This is a genomic window from Thiocapsa sp. C2-2m, assembly GCF_041903745.1.
GTDB lineage: Bacteria > Pseudomonadota > Gammaproteobacteria > Chromatiales > Chromatiaceae > Thiocapsa > Thiocapsa roseilacustris.
Genome location: NZ_JBBWVD010000066.1, coordinates 1 through 13,252, shown reverse-complemented (window position 1 = coordinate 13,252; position 13,252 = coordinate 1). Strand labels below are relative to the sequence as shown.

The 13,252-nt window shown below is 65.2% G+C and carries 20 protein-coding genes; 13 read left to right on the top strand and 7 right to left on the bottom strand.

The genetic code is table 11. The features are described 5' to 3' along the window. On the bottom strand, window positions 1-448 hold a 448-nt coding region (locus tag AADX97_RS27525; protein ID WP_374238785.1), incomplete at its 3' end, for an SOS response-associated peptidase. Between the two features lie 321 nt (window positions 449-769). Between AADX97_RS27525 and AADX97_RS27520 the strand changes: the two genes are divergently transcribed. Further along, on the top strand, window positions 770-1,840 hold the full coding sequence (locus tag AADX97_RS27520) for an endonuclease (protein WP_374237485.1): 1,071 nt from the start codon (window positions 770-772) through the stop codon (window positions 1,838-1,840). Between the two features lie 58 nt (window positions 1,841-1,898). On the opposite strand, the gene AADX97_RS27515 is transcribed toward AADX97_RS27520, so the two are convergent. Next, on the bottom strand, window positions 1,899-2,906 hold the full coding sequence (locus tag AADX97_RS27515; RefSeq protein ID WP_374237486.1) for a D-cysteine desulfhydrase family protein: 1,008 nt from the start codon (window positions 2,904-2,906) through the stop codon (window positions 1,899-1,901). A gap of 195 nt (window positions 2,907-3,101) precedes the next feature. On the opposite strand from AADX97_RS27515, the gene AADX97_RS27510 reads away from it, so the two are divergent. Together AADX97_RS27510 and AADX97_RS27505 are read left to right on the top strand one after the other, a co-directional pair. Beyond that, entirely contained in the window at window positions 3,102-3,692 is a 591-nt protein-coding gene (locus AADX97_RS27510) for a hypothetical protein (protein WP_374237487.1), read from the top strand. Further along, entirely contained in the window at window positions 3,689-4,465 is a 777-nt protein-coding gene (locus AADX97_RS27505) for an SDR family oxidoreductase (protein ID WP_374237488.1), read from the top strand. The genes AADX97_RS27510 and AADX97_RS27505 overlap by 4 nt, the downstream gene beginning before the upstream one ends. A gap of 665 nt (window positions 4,466-5,130) precedes the next feature. On the opposite strand, the gene tnpA is transcribed toward AADX97_RS27505, so the two are convergent. Then, complete coding sequence (gene tnpA / locus AADX97_RS27500; protein WP_374234571.1) at window positions 5,131-5,562, bottom strand: IS200/IS605 family transposase; 432 nt, start codon at window positions 5,560-5,562, stop codon at window positions 5,131-5,133. Between the two features lie 277 nt (window positions 5,563-5,839). Here tnpA and AADX97_RS27495 point away from each other — a divergent pair, with 277 nt between their 5' ends. Beyond that, on the top strand, window positions 5,840-6,451 hold the full coding sequence (locus AADX97_RS27495) for an NAD(P)-dependent oxidoreductase (RefSeq protein ID WP_374237427.1): 612 nt from the start codon (window positions 5,840-5,842) through the stop codon (window positions 6,449-6,451). 166 nt (window positions 6,452-6,617) lie between these two features. Here the strand turns inward: AADX97_RS27495 and AADX97_RS27490 are convergent, their stop codons facing one another. Then, window positions 6,618-6,932, bottom strand: a complete 315-nt coding sequence (locus tag AADX97_RS27490) for an NAD(P)-binding protein (protein ID WP_374237428.1) — start codon at window positions 6,930-6,932, stop codon at window positions 6,618-6,620. 404 nt (window positions 6,933-7,336) lie between these two features. Between AADX97_RS27490 and AADX97_RS27485 the strand changes: the two genes are divergently transcribed. The 3 genes from AADX97_RS27485 (at window position 7,337) to AADX97_RS27475 (ending at window position 8,933) form a co-directional block, all read left to right on the top strand. After that, a complete protein-coding gene (locus tag AADX97_RS27485) occupies window positions 7,337-8,326 on the top strand; it encodes an ADP-ribosylglycohydrolase family protein (protein WP_374237429.1) in 990 nt (329 codons plus the stop codon). Continuing rightward, window positions 8,275-8,628: a hypothetical protein gene (locus AADX97_RS27480; protein WP_374237430.1), complete on the top strand. Its 354-nt coding sequence runs from the start codon at window positions 8,275-8,277 to the stop codon at window positions 8,626-8,628. The genes AADX97_RS27485 and AADX97_RS27480 overlap by 52 nt, the downstream gene beginning before the upstream one ends. Before the next feature lie 110 nt (window positions 8,629-8,738). Then, on the top strand, window positions 8,739-8,933 hold the full coding sequence (locus tag AADX97_RS27475; protein ID WP_374237431.1) for a hypothetical protein: 195 nt from the start codon (window positions 8,739-8,741) through the stop codon (window positions 8,931-8,933). On the opposite strand, the gene AADX97_RS27470 is transcribed toward AADX97_RS27475, so the two are convergent. Then, window positions 8,930-9,316 (bottom strand): hypothetical protein, encoded by a 387-nt coding sequence (locus AADX97_RS27470; protein ID WP_374237432.1) that lies wholly within the window; start codon window positions 9,314-9,316, stop codon window positions 8,930-8,932. The two genes, AADX97_RS27475 and AADX97_RS27470, sit on opposite strands and share 4 nt — an antisense overlap. Before the next feature lie 249 nt (window positions 9,317-9,565). Between AADX97_RS27470 and AADX97_RS27465 the strand changes: the two genes are divergently transcribed. The 3 genes from AADX97_RS27465 (at window position 9,566) to AADX97_RS27455 (ending at window position 11,256) form a co-directional block, all read left to right on the top strand. Further along, window positions 9,566-9,967 carry an antitoxin Xre-like helix-turn-helix domain-containing protein gene (locus AADX97_RS27465; protein ID WP_374237433.1) on the top strand — a complete coding sequence of 134 codons (402 nt, stop codon included), beginning with the start codon at window positions 9,566-9,568 and terminating at the stop codon, window positions 9,965-9,967. Next, a complete protein-coding gene (locus tag AADX97_RS27460) occupies window positions 9,930-10,649 on the top strand; it encodes an RES family NAD+ phosphorylase (RefSeq protein WP_374237434.1) in 720 nt (239 codons plus the stop codon). The genes AADX97_RS27465 and AADX97_RS27460 overlap by 38 nt, the downstream gene beginning before the upstream one ends. A gap of 154 nt (window positions 10,650-10,803) precedes the next feature. Continuing rightward, window positions 10,804-11,256: an MOSC domain-containing protein gene (locus AADX97_RS27455; RefSeq protein ID WP_374237436.1), complete on the top strand. Its 453-nt coding sequence runs from the start codon at window positions 10,804-10,806 to the stop codon at window positions 11,254-11,256. Between the two features lie 87 nt (window positions 11,257-11,343). Here AADX97_RS27455 and AADX97_RS27450 read toward each other — a convergent pair whose 3' ends face one another. Beyond that, the gene (locus AADX97_RS27450; RefSeq protein ID WP_374237437.1) at window positions 11,344-11,466 is read right to left on the bottom strand and encodes a hypothetical protein; all 123 of its coding nucleotides are present in this window, start codon (window positions 11,464-11,466) and stop codon (window positions 11,344-11,346) included. A gap of 61 nt (window positions 11,467-11,527) precedes the next feature. Here AADX97_RS27450 and AADX97_RS27445 point away from each other — a divergent pair, with 61 nt between their 5' ends. The 3 genes from AADX97_RS27445 (at window position 11,528) to AADX97_RS27435 (ending at window position 12,824) form a co-directional block, all read left to right on the top strand. Further along, a complete protein-coding gene (locus AADX97_RS27445) occupies window positions 11,528-11,833 on the top strand; it encodes a hypothetical protein (RefSeq protein WP_374237438.1) in 306 nt (101 codons plus the stop codon). Window positions 11,834-11,901: 68 nt separating this feature from the next. Continuing rightward, a complete protein-coding gene (locus AADX97_RS27440) occupies window positions 11,902-12,258 on the top strand; it encodes a hypothetical protein (RefSeq protein ID WP_374237439.1) in 357 nt (118 codons plus the stop codon). Between the two features lie 116 nt (window positions 12,259-12,374). Continuing rightward, window positions 12,375-12,824 (top strand): hypothetical protein, encoded by a 450-nt coding sequence (locus tag AADX97_RS27435; protein ID WP_374237440.1) that lies wholly within the window; start codon window positions 12,375-12,377, stop codon window positions 12,822-12,824. 181 nt (window positions 12,825-13,005) lie between these two features. Here the strand turns inward: AADX97_RS27435 and AADX97_RS27430 are convergent. Continuing rightward, a partial coding sequence (locus AADX97_RS27430; protein ID WP_374238687.1) for a hypothetical protein occupies window positions 13,006-13,252 on the bottom strand: 247 nt, incomplete at its 5' end.

Below are 13,252 nucleotides of genomic sequence, written 5' to 3'. Positions count from 1 at the left end.
CGATGGTGAAGCTGTCGATGATCTCCCCGTCGTCGGGTCGTGTCCAGCGCTCCCAAAGCCCGGCAAAGGCCAACAGGGTGCCGTCCGAGGCATGGATGTAGAAGGGCTGCTTGCCGTCGGGTCGCTTGGCCCATTCGTAGAAGCCGTCGGCCGGGACGATGCAGCGGCGTTTGCGCAAGGCCGAGCGGAACGAGGGTTTCTCGGCCAGGGTCTCGGCGCGGGCGTTGATCAGGCGGTTGGCGATGGTCTCGTCTTTCGCCCAGCTCGGGAGGAGACCCCAGCGCAGCGGCTGCACGATCCGCTCCCCGCTCGGGCGTTGGCGGATCACCGGCAACCATTGCATTGGGGCGGCGTTGTAGCGCGGGCTGCCGTCCGCGATGCCGAGGGTCGCGCCGAAGATCTCGGCGATGGCTTCGGGCGGGGTGAATTGGGCATAGCGTCCGCACATGAGCCTGGGCTTCTCCTGTTCGGCAGCTCGTCGGGTGTCTGTTTCTCATGGCGTTCGGTACACTGCTCGGAACCGTCCCCGCGCCTAGAGTTCCGTTCGCTGGCGGAGCGTCGCTATCCGAAATACGGCAGCGCGCTTGTCCTGCGCACAGTGAAGAGGGGGCCGAGGGTAGGCAATCGGTTCTAGGGGTGCTCGACGTATCCGCAGTGCCGGGTGATGCAGCCGCTCGGTTGAATGGGGTGCGGTCTGGTTGGTGTGCCTGCAGTCGGCGTGCTCTGCTAGAGTGCCCGGCCGCCGCGCTGTAAAGTTGATCCGTCCCCGATGCCCCGTCGCCCGTCTCCGAAACGCCCTCCACCGCGCCAGTCTCCGCGGCTCTCGGGTCTCGCCCGTCTCGTTCCGGCCCTTCAGGGCAGCCTGATCGGTCTGCGCAACCTCGGTATCGGGCTGGCCCTCATCGGCTCGGTCTCGTTCCTGCCCGAGTCGCTGGTCCAGACCTGGCCCGAGCATGCGCAGCGCGCGATCCAGATCACGCGCGATATCCGCACGCTGCTGTTGGACGTCGTGCGTGATACGACCGCCGGCGTTGGCTCTTGGCTGTCCGACCTGGACGGGGTGGACATCCCGGAGCTTGTTCGCGTCGTGGCCGAGCAGCTGCCGGGATGGTTGACCGGGGATCTTTGGCCGTTCGACCTGCCCGGTGCATCGAACACCGATCAGTCGGGAATTGCGCCCGGTTTCAGTGCGGCGAGAACGGCGCTCTACGACACCGTCTACAGCGGCCACCGGATCACCTTCTACTGCGGCTGTCGTTACGATCGCGATGGTCGAACCGATCTCGAGGGATGCGGACTCGGCGCCTTGAACGGCAGTAGCCGCGCGCAACGGGTCGAGGCCGAGCACGTCTTCCCCGCATCTCAGTTCGGCAATTTTCGACGCTGTTGGCGTGATCCCGCCGCCTTTTCCAAGTGCCGGAGCGACGGCGGGAACACCTTTTCGGGGCGCGCCTGCTGCGAGCTTGTCGACCCGACGTTCGTCACGGCCCACAACGATCTGCATAACCTCGTCCCGGCAGTCGGTGCGATCAATGCGGCGCGCTCCGACTTCAACTGGGGCGAGCTGCGCTCCGGGCAGCGTCTGGGGGACTGCGCGATCCGCTTCGATCCGATCCTGCGGCGGGTTCAACCCCCCGATGCCGTTCGCGGCGAGATTGCCCGGACCATGTTCTACATGCGCGATACCTACGGCTTTCGTTTGAGTCGACAGGACGAGCAGCTCTATGCGGTCTGGAACAACGCCGATCCGCCCGATGCGTGGGAGATCGAGCGCAACCGGCGGATCCGGCGTTTGCAGGGTAAGGGAAACCGCTATGTGGAGAACTATCGGAGAATGTGACGGGTTGGATGAATCGGATGGTTTGAGCACTCTGTCACCGACGATCGGGAGCGTGCTCTCAACCCACCCCCGACTCATGCCGGATGGGCGTTTCGCTCAAAGCATTGCGGTACGGCTCGGCAAACAACGCCGGCTGTCCGCCGGTGTGCCAGAACAAGATGCGCGCGTGGCTCGGGAAGTAGCCCCGGCGGATAAGATCCAGCAGACCGCCGGCGGCACGCCCGGTGTAGACCGGATCAAGGAGGATGCCTTCGGTGCGGGCGAAGATCCGGATCGCCTCGCGCTCCAGACCGGTCATCACCCCGTAGCCGGCTCCGCAGTAGCGATCATCGACGTGCACGTCCGCAGCATCGAAGGCGATGCGTGGGCCCAGCGCCGCGCTTGCATCGCTCGCCAGGGCGGCGACCTGTAACGTCAGCGCGGATGCCGGTTCGTCGATGCTGATCCCGAGCAGTGTCCCGCCGTACCCGAAGACACGCTGCCCCAGGACCAGTCCGGCCTGGGTGCCGCCGCTGGAGGTGGCGAAGACCATCCAGTCCACCTCGATCCCCTGTGCGAGGACCTCCTCCATCGCAAAGGCATAGCCCAGCGCTCCGGTCGGGTTGCTTCCCCCGTAGGGAACCAGGTACGGGGCTCGGCCCTGCGCCGCGACGCTCGCAACGGTCTCCGCGAGGAGACGATCGCGGTCGCGGCGATCGGGCGTCGCGACGATCCGCGCACCCAGAAGGTGATCGAGGAGCAGATTGCCGGAGGCCTCGGCCGGGCGCTCGCCGGTCAACACCAGGATGCAGTCCATCCCGCTGCGGGCCGCCGCCGCGGCGGTCTGGCGACAGTGGTTGGACTGCCAGGCACCCGCGGTGACGAGGGTTCGGGCCCCCTGCGCCTGCGCTTCGGCCACCAGGAACTCGAGCTTGCGGGTCTTGTTGCCGCCCAGTGCGAGACCGGTCTGATCGTCGCGCTTGATGAAGAGACGTGGACCGCCGAGCAGGGCCGAGAGCCGGGGCAGCGACTCGACGGGCGTGGGCAGGTGGGCCAGGCTCAGGCGGGGGATGGTTGGGGCTGTCATCGGGGGCTTCTCCGAAGAACGAGAGGATGATCGCGGTCCGATCCGATGATGCAACGGCGCGGACGGGGAGCTCCAGGCTGGGCCGAGGGTTCCTCTTCTCGGCCGGTCGGCGACTGCCGAGCTGGTCCGACACACCATGCGCCATGCTGATAGAATGCGCGCTCAAAACCACTTAAGCGGTATGGAATTTCCAGGATGTCTTTCTTCAAGCTGTTGCTCGCATTCAGCCCCTGGCTGGCGTTCATGGTGATCGCCCAAGAGGGTTTGTTCCGGCTTCAATTGGGCCTGGGCGTCGCCTTGGTCCTCTCCGTGATCCTCGGTCTGACCGGGATTCACCGCGGGGTCATCCTCTGGGCGGGCCTGGTCTTCTTCTCGTTCGCCAGCATCGCCGTCATCGGCTTCCAAGACCTCTGGACCATTCGTCACATGGCGGTGCTCGCCAACGGGATGCTCGCGACCGCCACCTGGTTCAGCGTCCTGATCCGCAAGCCCTTCACGCTGGACTATGCCCGCGCCCACACGGATCGGTCGCTCTGGAACGACCCGGTATTTCTGCGCACGAACCTTATCCTCACCTCGGTCTGGGGCGCGGTCTTCACGTTCAACGCACTGCTCGCCTTCGGCAAGATGCAATCCATCCTGCTCCAGCCCTGGCAGTACGAGACCATCAGCTATGTGCTGCTGGTCTGCTGCGCGATCTTCACTACCTGGTATCCGAACCGGGTCAGGTCCCGCGCGGCGCGCACCGCGCCTGAGCGGGGGAGCGAGGAGTCCGTTCGATCATGACTGCTTCCCTCGCCCTTATCACCGGCGGCGCGCAAGGCATCGGACGCGCCCTGGCGCAGTCGTTCCTGGACGAAGGGTGGAGGGTCGTGGTGCTCGACCGCGATGGCGAGGCCCTCGACGAGCTGACCGCCGATCTGGGGAGTCCCACATTGCTCGGGCTGGCGGCCGACGTGGTTGAGGAGCCGGCGGTCGCTGCTGCCTTTGCCGCGCTCGAGGCGTGGCAGGACCGGGCGGGCGAGCCGGCCGGGCTGGACCTGCTGGTGAACAACGCCGGTCTCGCCGATCCGGTGAGCGGCCCGCTCGAAGCGCTGTCGCTCGCGGGGTGGCGGCGCTGGCTGGACGGTCACCTGACCGGCGCCTTCCTCTGCACCCGCTCGGCCATTCCGGGGCTGCGCGCGCGCCGGGGTACCATCGTCAACATCGCCTCGACCCGTGCCCTGCAGTCGGAGCCCCAGTGTGAAGCCTACGCCGCGGCCAAGGGCGGGCTATTGGCCTTCACTCATGCCGCGGCGATCAGTCTCGGGCCGCTGATCCGCGTCAATGCGGTCAGCCCCGGCTGGATCGAGACGGGACCTCTCCAGAAGTTGGCCCACCGGCGCGCCGCGGACCACCGCCCGATCGACCGGACCCAGCATGCCGTCGGGCGGGTGGGCGAGGCTGCCGACGTCGTGGCGGCTGTCCGCTTCCTTGGCAGCCCGAGTACCGGGTTCATCACCGGCCAGAACCTGGTCGTCGATGGCGGAATGACCCGCACGATGATCTATGCGGAGTGAGCTAGAGGCGGTGCGTGTGAGTGTTGTCGGTCACTTATTCCACGGGAATTCCTCAGAGTAACCCGCGCTGACCCTACCGGATTCGTTCACTGCTTTTGCGGCTGCCTGCGGTCCAGCTGGGCTTGGGTCGGTTCAGGCGACCCTAACGGCAGCAACTGGCCAGGAGCGGTCCCCGCGCAACGGCCTGTTTGCGACCGCTACGGCGAATACCGGAAACCCTCTTACCAACGGCGTAGGTTGTGCCGAGCCGCGCGAGGCACAACCAACCGTCGGCGCAAGTTGTGCTTCCTATCGTCAGCACAACCTACGGGTATGGAAGTTTGCGGATATCACCTAAATCGCGAGCGTTGGTTACCTCTCGACAGCTTGTTCGTCCCGGATGACCGGTTGCGATTGCTGAGCTGCCACGAGGCGTAGCACAGTGAGTGTCAGCTGTGGGTCGAGAACGGACCCCTGGGATTGGCGCGCCGGCGGGGCGACCGCCGTACCCGCGAAACCGAGCTCGGGCGCTTGTCCGTGCGATTCCTGGCGGCTCTGCACGGGTCGAAGGGAGGGAGTAACCATCCCCCGGCAAAGCCGGGGGCTTTGAATTCGTGAGCCGCTCAAAGCGGCAAAGGGGTCGCTAACGCGGCCCCACGGTTCTTGGGCCGCCTAAAGGCGGCAAATCAGCGCCACAGTTTGAGCTGATCCAGGCGCTGGTCTTCGCTCTCTTGGTGCTGGATGTACTCTCGGATCGTCGCTTCATCCCGACCGACGGTCGAGACAAAGTATCCCCGAGCCCAGAAGTGCTGCCCCGTAAAGTTGCGCTGGCGCTCGCCGTAGACGCGCGCCAGATGGATCGCGCTTTTGCCCTTGATGAAGCCGATCACCTGGCACACGGCATACTTCGGCGGAATCGAAATGAGCATGTGAACATGATCCGACATCAGATGCCCCTCTTCGATCCGGCTTTCCTTTTGCCGGGCTAACCGGTGAAAGACTTCCCCGAGGTGTGACCGCAGTTGCCCATAGAGCACGCGGCGGCGATATTTCGGGATGAAAACAACATGATATTTGCACTCCCATTTGGAGTGACTTAGGCTCTCGAAATCGTCCATCGGGACTCTCCACAAGCGTGTGCTTGGCGGCTCACGCTGCGGAGTGTCCCCGATGGACTCCCGGAAATGTCAAACTGCTACTGTCACCCCGGCAAAGCCGGGGGATTACCCGTTTTATTTACTGCGTGAGAGATTGCGGCTCGAAGCAGTATTTCCCGCGGGATTGAGCGGGACGCGACGGGGGTTACCGATCCAGGGCGTTATCATGCCCAAGTTCGCCGGGTGCTCCGCTCCGGCGCCTGTTTCGATCAACCACAGACCTCGAGGACATCCGAGCATGCAGATCGCACTCTTTGGCGCGACCGGTGGTACCGGCCGACAGGTTCTGGAGCAGGCTCTCGCGTCCGGTCACACCGTGACGGCACTGGTGCGCGACCCCGCCAAGATCGAGGCGCGGCCAGGCTTGAACGTCGTCTGCGGTGATGTGCTGGACCAGGAGGCGACCAGCCTCTGTGTTCAGGGAGCAGATGCCGTGATCTGCGCACTGGGCTCCGGGGTCGGCGCCGAGCCGGTCGAGGCGCACGGCACGCAGCGCATCCTCGAGGCCATGCAGACCAACGGCGTGCGCCGGCTCGTCGCCGTGACCTCGCTTGGGGTCGGCGACAGTCGCGGGCAGGTCAGTGCGGAGTTCCGGCAGGCCATGGACACGGTGTTGCAACCCATCATCGCGGCCAAGACGGAACAGGAGCGCCTCATTCGGGCGAGCGGTCTGGACTGGACCATCGTGCGTCCCGGCGGGCTCGGTGACGGTCCGCGCACCGGCGACTATCGCAGCGGCACCGACCCTACCTTGATCGCTGGACTCATCAGCCGGGCGGATGTGGCCGAGTTCGTCCTGCGCCAACTTTCGGACTCGACCTACCTGCACCAATGCCCGGCGGTGACCTGAGCCAGCCGGATCGGTTCGGGTAAACGATGCCGGCATGAGGACGGGATGATCTCATGTGTTCTGCACCGACCGTCTTGTTCGCGACGGGCACGCATCGCCACGCCGGGATGCGGCCGGTTGCAAGATACCGAGGCCAGCAGACGCTGAACCGAGGCCCGCGCACTGCTCATGACCACCGAGCCCGTCCACATCCACACCTATACCGGCATCGGGTTCGATCTGCACGATCCCACAAGATGCGGGCGTTGCGAACCGTCCGCCCGGCGCGCTCGGTCTGCTTGAGCTGGGTCTGGAACCGCGGGTACGAGGTGGTGATGTCTTGGGCGCCGTGATCGAAATCCCAGCCTACCGGGATGCGCCGCGTGGCCGGCCACCCACCGATCCCCCGCCCCTTGTCGAGTACCAGGGGCGCGTAGCCCGCATCGGTCAGGTGCCGCATGCAGGCGAGCCCGGCTATGCCGGTGCCGCGATGAACGCGCACCGCTCTGTCTCCGTCAGGTCACCTTCTTGTTCGCGCAGCGGGCGCGTCGTCGTCATCGTCCCTGTCGGGTCGTGCGGCATGGTTCTCGGCAAGCGGTTCAGACGAGAGCACGACACGGGCAAGGCGTCGCCTGAAAGCGCCTCGGAGCGCGACAGATCATGACGGATGGGTCGTCTATCCTGGGCGGGCGTGGCGCTGTGGCGGGCGGTACCGGTCAGCGGCGCCACCGGGACGCCAAGGGCCGGATGATTAGACTGGATCCGCTCGCCCGCCAGCCCTCGACCGTGTCGGCTGCTCGGCGGGTGGGTCCATCCGGACCTGATCGCGTCCCCGGATCCGCGCGAGCCGGTCGCCGCACCGGGCCAAGCGCGCGACCTTGCCTTGGGATACTCGGGAGACATGGCATGACTGAAGCTGATCTAACCTCGACCTTTACCGATCGTGCCCGAGCCGCGGTGCTGGCTCATGCCTGCGGGGATCGCTACGGCGCGCCGCTGGAATTCGTGCGCGACGCGAGCGTGCGTACCCGCGCGGTCACGCTCGATCGCTGGACCGACGATACCCATATGGCGCTTTATCTGGGCGAGGCACTGCTCGCGCATGGGCCGGGACCGCTCCAAGCCGAGCGCTTCGGGACCCTGGCGGGCGAGGCGTTCGTGCGCTGGTCGCACGATCCCCTCACCCCCTCGACCGCGCCCGGAACGACCTGTCTGCGCGGGGTCGCGAACTTCGCGCGCGATGGCGACTGGCACACCAGCGGGATCCGCGAGTCCGACGGCTGCGGGGCGGTGATGCGGATCGTGCCGCTGGCACTGGTCTATCGCGGGGCGGACCTGATCGAGGCGGCGCGGCTCTCGGCGATGGTCACCCATGCCCATCCCAACGCCCTGGAGGCGGCGATCGCCGGCGCCTGGCTGGTGCGGGCCATCCTCGAGCGGGGCCACTGGAATGCCGCGTTGGTCCGGGAGGCGATCGCCGGGCTCGACGGACCCCGGGGACAGGGCGGTACGGTGGCGGCGAGCCTGCGCGCGGCACTCGACTGGGCGGAGCGCGGCGAGGACTGGCTCGATGAAGACGGCATCCCGCCCGGTGATGGCGGCTGGCGTTCGGGCAGCGCGCTGGGGCTGGCGGTCGCCGCTGCGCTGCGCTGGCCGGATGACCTCGGACTGGCCGTCGAGCGCTCCGCGCGCATCCGCGGCGATTCCGACTCGGTGGCCTGCCTGACCGGCGCACTGCTCGGCGCGGCCCTGGGCACCGCGGCGATTCCGCCCGACTGGCTCGCCACCCTGCCCGAGCGGGACCGTCTGAGCGAGCTGGCCGACCGGCTCTTGGCGCTCAACCCATGGACGGGCTGCTGCACGATGCCGCCGAGGCGTACATCGGCGATATGGTGAGCCCGCTGAAACAGGTGCTGCCGGAGTACAAAGCAGTGGAGGTGCGCATCACCGCCGTGGTGGCCGAGGTCTTCGGCTTGATCCATCCCGAGCCGCCCGAGGTCAAGCGTGCGGATCTCGCAGTGCTCGCCGCCGAGCGCGAGCAGGTGTTGCGGCCCTCCTACGGTCCCTGGTTCAAGGACTTTCCAGCGCCGGCACCGATCACCATCGCCAGCAGATCCTGGCTGGAGGTGAAGCAGACCTTCGCCGAGGCCCTCCAGGGCGAGTTCGCGCGGCGCGCGGGTCACCGCAACCGACAGTGACACGACCGACGCACCCGTTCGATCACCCGTTGATAACGCCCGCAGCGTCGCTCGCCCGAGAGGCCAATCACGCGCAGCGTGCCCATCTAAAGGCGATCAGGAGAAGGAAATTGAATGAAAAATTCTCAAGTGTTCTTTTTGGGGGAGTTCCCCTCTTCCAGGTTCAGGATGGAAAAGAGTTTTCTCCGGACAGGGTGATGATGGGCGGTCGCGGCCACGGGGGCAATCGGTTCGCCGCATTGCGTGCGGTGCTTGAGACGGCTACTCCCCGCAAGGACAGCGTCCGTGTGCTCGAGCACGGCTAAGGCGCTTCTGTAGCCCGCAAGACCGCCTCGAGGTCGGCCTCGGTGATCGGCAATGTCAGTACGGCATGGATCCGGAAGCGCTCGGCCAGTCGCGAGACGTATTGCGCATGTTCCTTGCCGACCAGTACGATCGTTCGTGCCGACGGGGCCTGTTTGTGTAAGGCCGCCAGAACAACGTCCAGGTTGCTGACATTGGCTCCGGCGTAGTTGTTGCCAAAGCCGTAGAAGAACTCCGCCACGATCCAGTCCGGCGTCATGGACTTGAGGGCCTGCAACGCCTTGCGTTGCGAGGCGAGCTTGATCTGGCTGATGCCGAGACGCTCATAGAGGGCGTCGAAGCGAGGATGGTTCGGGGATTCGATGATCGAGAAGAGCGTGGTCATGCGGCCAACCAGCGTGCTGCACGGAAAGTCTTCAACGCTGCCCGAGACCGTCGAATCGTGCAAGTCGGCGCATACGTTGCTCGCAAAGCGGCCACCGTCACCAGTGCCACGCTGCCCCTCGGTTTACCCGCGCAAGAACCTGGATCAAGGCCCTGGCCGATGCGAATCTCAGCAGAACTTGATAACCCCGACAGAAAACTCTATTTTTAGGGTATATAAGTAGGTTACTCCATATTTGGAGTCTAAGAGATGAGCGCACTCCCGCATTCCCAAACCGGTTTCGACCCGGAGCGACTCTCCAGTGCCGCCCTGCAGGCCTTTTTTAATCTTTCCGCACGTTGGGGGCTCACGGCCACTCAGGAGCGGATTTTGCTCGGCAACCCGCCGGAATCGACCTTCTTCAAATGGAAGGCGGAGAAGACGGCCCGGCGGCTTGGGCGGGACGTCCTGGATCGCATCAGTTACCTGCTGGGTATCGCCAAGGCGTTGAACATCCTCTTGCCGTCGCCGCGTGCGGCCGACGAATGGGTGAAGAAGCCCAATCTGGCGCCGCTGTTTCATGGGCGGTCGGCGCTGGAGCGGATGCTCGGCGGCAGCCTGATCGACCTGGCGGATGTGCGGCGGTATCTCGATGCTCAGCGGGGACTCTGATCCGCAGCGCCCGCCCTGTTGCGATCTGGACTCGACGCACCAGTACCGCATCATCTCCTCGGAGTTTCCACCCATCAACCTGTTCGAGACGCTGGTGGAACCGGACCTGTTGGACGAGTTGTTCTATCTCGAAGGGTTGACCAACGAGCGCTTGCGCGACGAGGTGGGGGCGATCGCACTGGTCGATCGCGAGGACCGTGTCTGTGGTCCCGGCTCGACGCCGGTGATGGCCGCGTTCACGCATATCGGCGTGGCCAGCCGATTCAGCGACGGCAGCTTCGGCGTGTATTACGCGGCCAAGACCCTGCACACGGCGATCGAGGAGACGCGCTACCACCGCGCCCGGTTTCTTGCCTACACACGAGAGGACGCCGGGGAGATCGACATGCGGGTTTACGTGGGGGCGGTGGCGAAGCCCTTGCACGATGTCCGTGGCGCGGACTACGACCATCTGCATGACCCGGACGATTGGCGGCCATCTCAGGCGTTTGGCTCGGCGATGCGCGCGGTGCGATCCTGGGGGATTGTCTATCGGTCGGTGCGGGATCCCGGAGGGGAGTGCATCGCCGCGCTGCGGCCACCGGCGGTCACCATCCCTCGGCAGGGTCCCCACCTCTCCTATGTCTGGGATGGCGAGCGAATCGTCCGGGTCTACCGGAAGACGCTCATCCAGTCATCGTGACAGTTCCCTTCGCCGCAGCCGTGTTTTCCCTTCGGTTCAGTGATGCCAAGACGTCATGCCAGTGTCACCGGGGGTCTCGTCCATGTCTCTTGATCGGCTGAGGGTGCGGCTCCAGAGGTTCGTTCGGCGATTCCGACGGGTCCCCCGCGGTCGCGTGACGGCGATCTTCGTCGCCGATGCCGCCGGGGCGCCGATGCGCTCCACCGAGCGGACCCTGGCGCTCGTCGATCAAGGCTTGATAGAGGATCGCTATGCCCTCGGCCGTGGCTTCTGGCGGCTCACCGACGGCTGTCAGGTCACCCTGATCCTGGCCGAGGATCTGCAGCGCGCCGAGCGCCGGCAGGGTCTTCCGCTCGGCGCCGGGCAGCATCGGCGCAACCTGGTGGTTTCCGGGCTGGTCGGGGTCGAGCTACGGGGCCGAAGCCTGCGCATCGGCGAGGCGCTGTTGACGTGGCATCGGGTGCGCCCGCCCTGCGGGTATCTGGACCGCGTTGCCGGCGCCGGCATGGCCAAGGCGCTCGGGCGTTGTGGCGGGCATTGTCTGCGGGTGCGCGAGGGCGGGTTGATTCAGGTGGGCGACGAGGTGTCGATATTGCCCCGAGAGTAGGTGGAGTGTCGGCTTAGCCGACCGGGATACTCCTGGTCCGCCCCCCCCGGTGGTCCACGCCGCCGATGGGGCTGGGATCTTGTTGCGTCAGGATTCCGGGATTTCCCAGAAATCCTCCGCGACTGTTCCCGTGAGAACGTCTTCAAGCGTGATCTTGTAGTAGACGAATTGCACCGTTTCGCGCGCCACGGTGTCGGTTGGCGGTGTCATCGTCTACACGCTCCGCTCCAAGCGCGGATTCAGAGCGAGTGGTGAACAAGGAGATGACCCCATGACGTTGTTGGCGAAATCGATCCTGTGCGTAGCCTTTCTGGGTGTTGGTGCGGTGACGGCACCGTTCGCGCCGGCCGACACCGAAACCCGCCGCCCGATCCCTGGGACCAATACCCCCGACTACGGCGGGCCGCTCTTGATCGAGCGCAACGGCGTCGTCTACCCGGCGATCCCCGGCACACGCACGCCGGATTATGGCTCCGACGACCGCCTGATCATCCGCGACGGCAAGGTCTACGATGCCATTCCGGGTACCGACACGCCGGATTACGGTTCGGGGCGGTGGTTGCTGCGGGAGCGCTGAAGTGCGGGCACTCCCGGGTGATCGCGTCGAGCAGAGATCCGGATCGGGCCTCACTTGGAGACATCGAAATGGGATGCAGTGTTGTTGCGACTTGCTCCGCATGCGGCTTCGACAGCGGACTGCTCATGATCGGCGGCGGAATGGACACCTTCACGACGATGTTTGCGTTCCCGGCGTACTGCAAAGCCTGTGATGCCCTCGTCGTCGTCAATATGCTCGACAGCCCGCGTCGTTGCCGTAAGCGACATCGCGAGGAGCCGAAGCCATACACGGATCCCGCATTGATGGGAGCACCCGGCGCCAATGTCGTGGCGAGTTGGAGCCATGCCGGACAACTCTTGGAGCTGACGGACGGTTCGTACTTCTGCCCGGGGTGCCATCGCTTTACGCTGAGCTTTCACGATGGCGGCTTGGCATGGGATTAGGTTGCGGACCGGGTGAAGTGACCGATGCGCTTGAGCTGGCGCAGGTACCGAACCGGTTCGGACCTTGATGGGCGTGGGGCGAGGTCGTTCTATTCATCGAGTGGAGGTGATTCGTTATGTCGACAGCACGATGGTGTGTCGCGGCCGTCGCGATCATTCAGCTCTCTCCCGCCATAGCGGCAGAGTGCGGAGACGGCAAGACGGTGTTCTCCTGTCTTACGGGAAAAGGCAAGGTCATCGAAGTCTGCGACTTCGGTAAAACCATCTCCTACTCGTTCGGGAAAGCCAACGCCACCCCCGAGATCGTCGTACGGGTGCCACGGAGCGATGCCTCGTCGTTTCAGTGGCAGGGGGTCGGCCGTTGGATGTCTTATTCCGTCGATATTCCGAACGGCGATACGACCTACAGCGTCTTCTGGGGCGTCGACAGGCTGGGGACGGACTTTCCCATCGAAGCAGGTGTTAACGTGGTGGTGAAGGAGGAGCTGGTTGCCACTGTCGGTTGCGTTGGTGATGAGCACATCGTACAGAACATGGAGGGGATCGATCTTCCGGAAAGCCAATGATCGCGCCTGTGGTTGGCTGGTTTCCGCTCCCTCCTGAATCCGGCCTCGGGGAGTAGGCGCGGCGCCTTCGTCATCGTCGGCAGTGATCCGGACATCCGCTCGGAGCGTCCCGGCCTGCTGTATGGGTTCTTGTGGCCGGAGGCTAGGATGTTCAATCGCCCAGGCTTTCCCATCAAAACTTTCATGCCGTTTTCATGTCGAGCTTTGGCGCCTTGAACGCCTGTCGTCGCCGGGCCAGCATGGAGTCGCCGAGATGCGTCTTGACCCAGTGCTCGACATCCAGGGTGCGCACCGAGGTCATCGCCTTGTGAATGACCGGGCCCGTCAGATCGGTGAGGAAGGCGGGAATCACCAACACCAGCCGGCCGATCTCCTTGAGGGGACCGCGTGCGGTGAAGGTTTTGTATTTCCCGAACACCGATTCGATG

What these genes read in the sequence shown, in the direction of transcription:
- AADX97_RS27510 (WP_374237487.1), top strand. Translation starts at nt 3,102, where the DNA reads ATGTCTTTCTTCAAGCTGTTGCTCGCATTCAGCCCCTGGCTGGCGTTC.
- AADX97_RS27465 (WP_374237433.1), top strand. Translation starts at nt 9,566, where the DNA reads ATGAGCGCACTCCCGCATTCCCAAACCGGTTTCGACCCGGAGCGACTC.
- AADX97_RS27440 (WP_374237439.1), top strand. Translation starts at nt 11,902, where the DNA reads ATGGGATGCAGTGTTGTTGCGACTTGCTCCGCATGCGGCTTCGACAGC.
- tnpA (WP_374234571.1), bottom strand. Translation starts at nt 5,562, where the DNA reads ATGGACGATTTCGAGAGCCTAAGTCACTCCAAATGGGAGTGCAAATAT.
- AADX97_RS27445 (WP_374237438.1), top strand. Translation starts at nt 11,528, where the DNA reads ATGACGTTGTTGGCGAAATCGATCCTGTGCGTAGCCTTTCTGGGTGTT.
- AADX97_RS27485 (WP_374237429.1), top strand. Translation starts at nt 7,337, where the DNA reads ATGACTGAAGCTGATCTAACCTCGACCTTTACCGATCGTGCCCGAGCC.
- AADX97_RS27495 (WP_374237427.1), top strand. Translation starts at nt 5,840, where the DNA reads ATGCAGATCGCACTCTTTGGCGCGACCGGTGGTACCGGCCGACAGGTT.
- AADX97_RS27480 (WP_374237430.1), top strand. Translation starts at nt 8,275, where the DNA reads ATGGACGGGCTGCTGCACGATGCCGCCGAGGCGTACATCGGCGATATG.
- AADX97_RS27520 (WP_374237485.1), top strand. Translation starts at nt 770, where the DNA reads ATGCCCCGTCGCCCGTCTCCGAAACGCCCTCCACCGCGCCAGTCTCCG.
- AADX97_RS27435 (WP_374237440.1), top strand. Translation starts at nt 12,375, where the DNA reads ATGTCGACAGCACGATGGTGTGTCGCGGCCGTCGCGATCATTCAGCTC.
- AADX97_RS27470 (WP_374237432.1), bottom strand. Translation starts at nt 9,316, where the DNA reads ATGACCACGCTCTTCTCGATCATCGAATCCCCGAACCATCCTCGCTTC.
- AADX97_RS27460 (WP_374237434.1), top strand. Translation starts at nt 9,930, where the DNA reads ATGTGCGGCGGTATCTCGATGCTCAGCGGGGACTCTGATCCGCAGCGC.
- AADX97_RS27515 (WP_374237486.1), bottom strand. Translation starts at nt 2,906, where the DNA reads ATGACAGCCCCAACCATCCCCCGCCTGAGCCTGGCCCACCTGCCCACG.
- AADX97_RS27505 (WP_374237488.1), top strand. Translation starts at nt 3,689, where the DNA reads ATGACTGCTTCCCTCGCCCTTATCACCGGCGGCGCGCAAGGCATCGGA.
- AADX97_RS27450 (WP_374237437.1), bottom strand. Translation starts at nt 11,466, where the DNA reads ATGACACCGCCAACCGACACCGTGGCGCGCGAAACGGTGCAATTCGTC.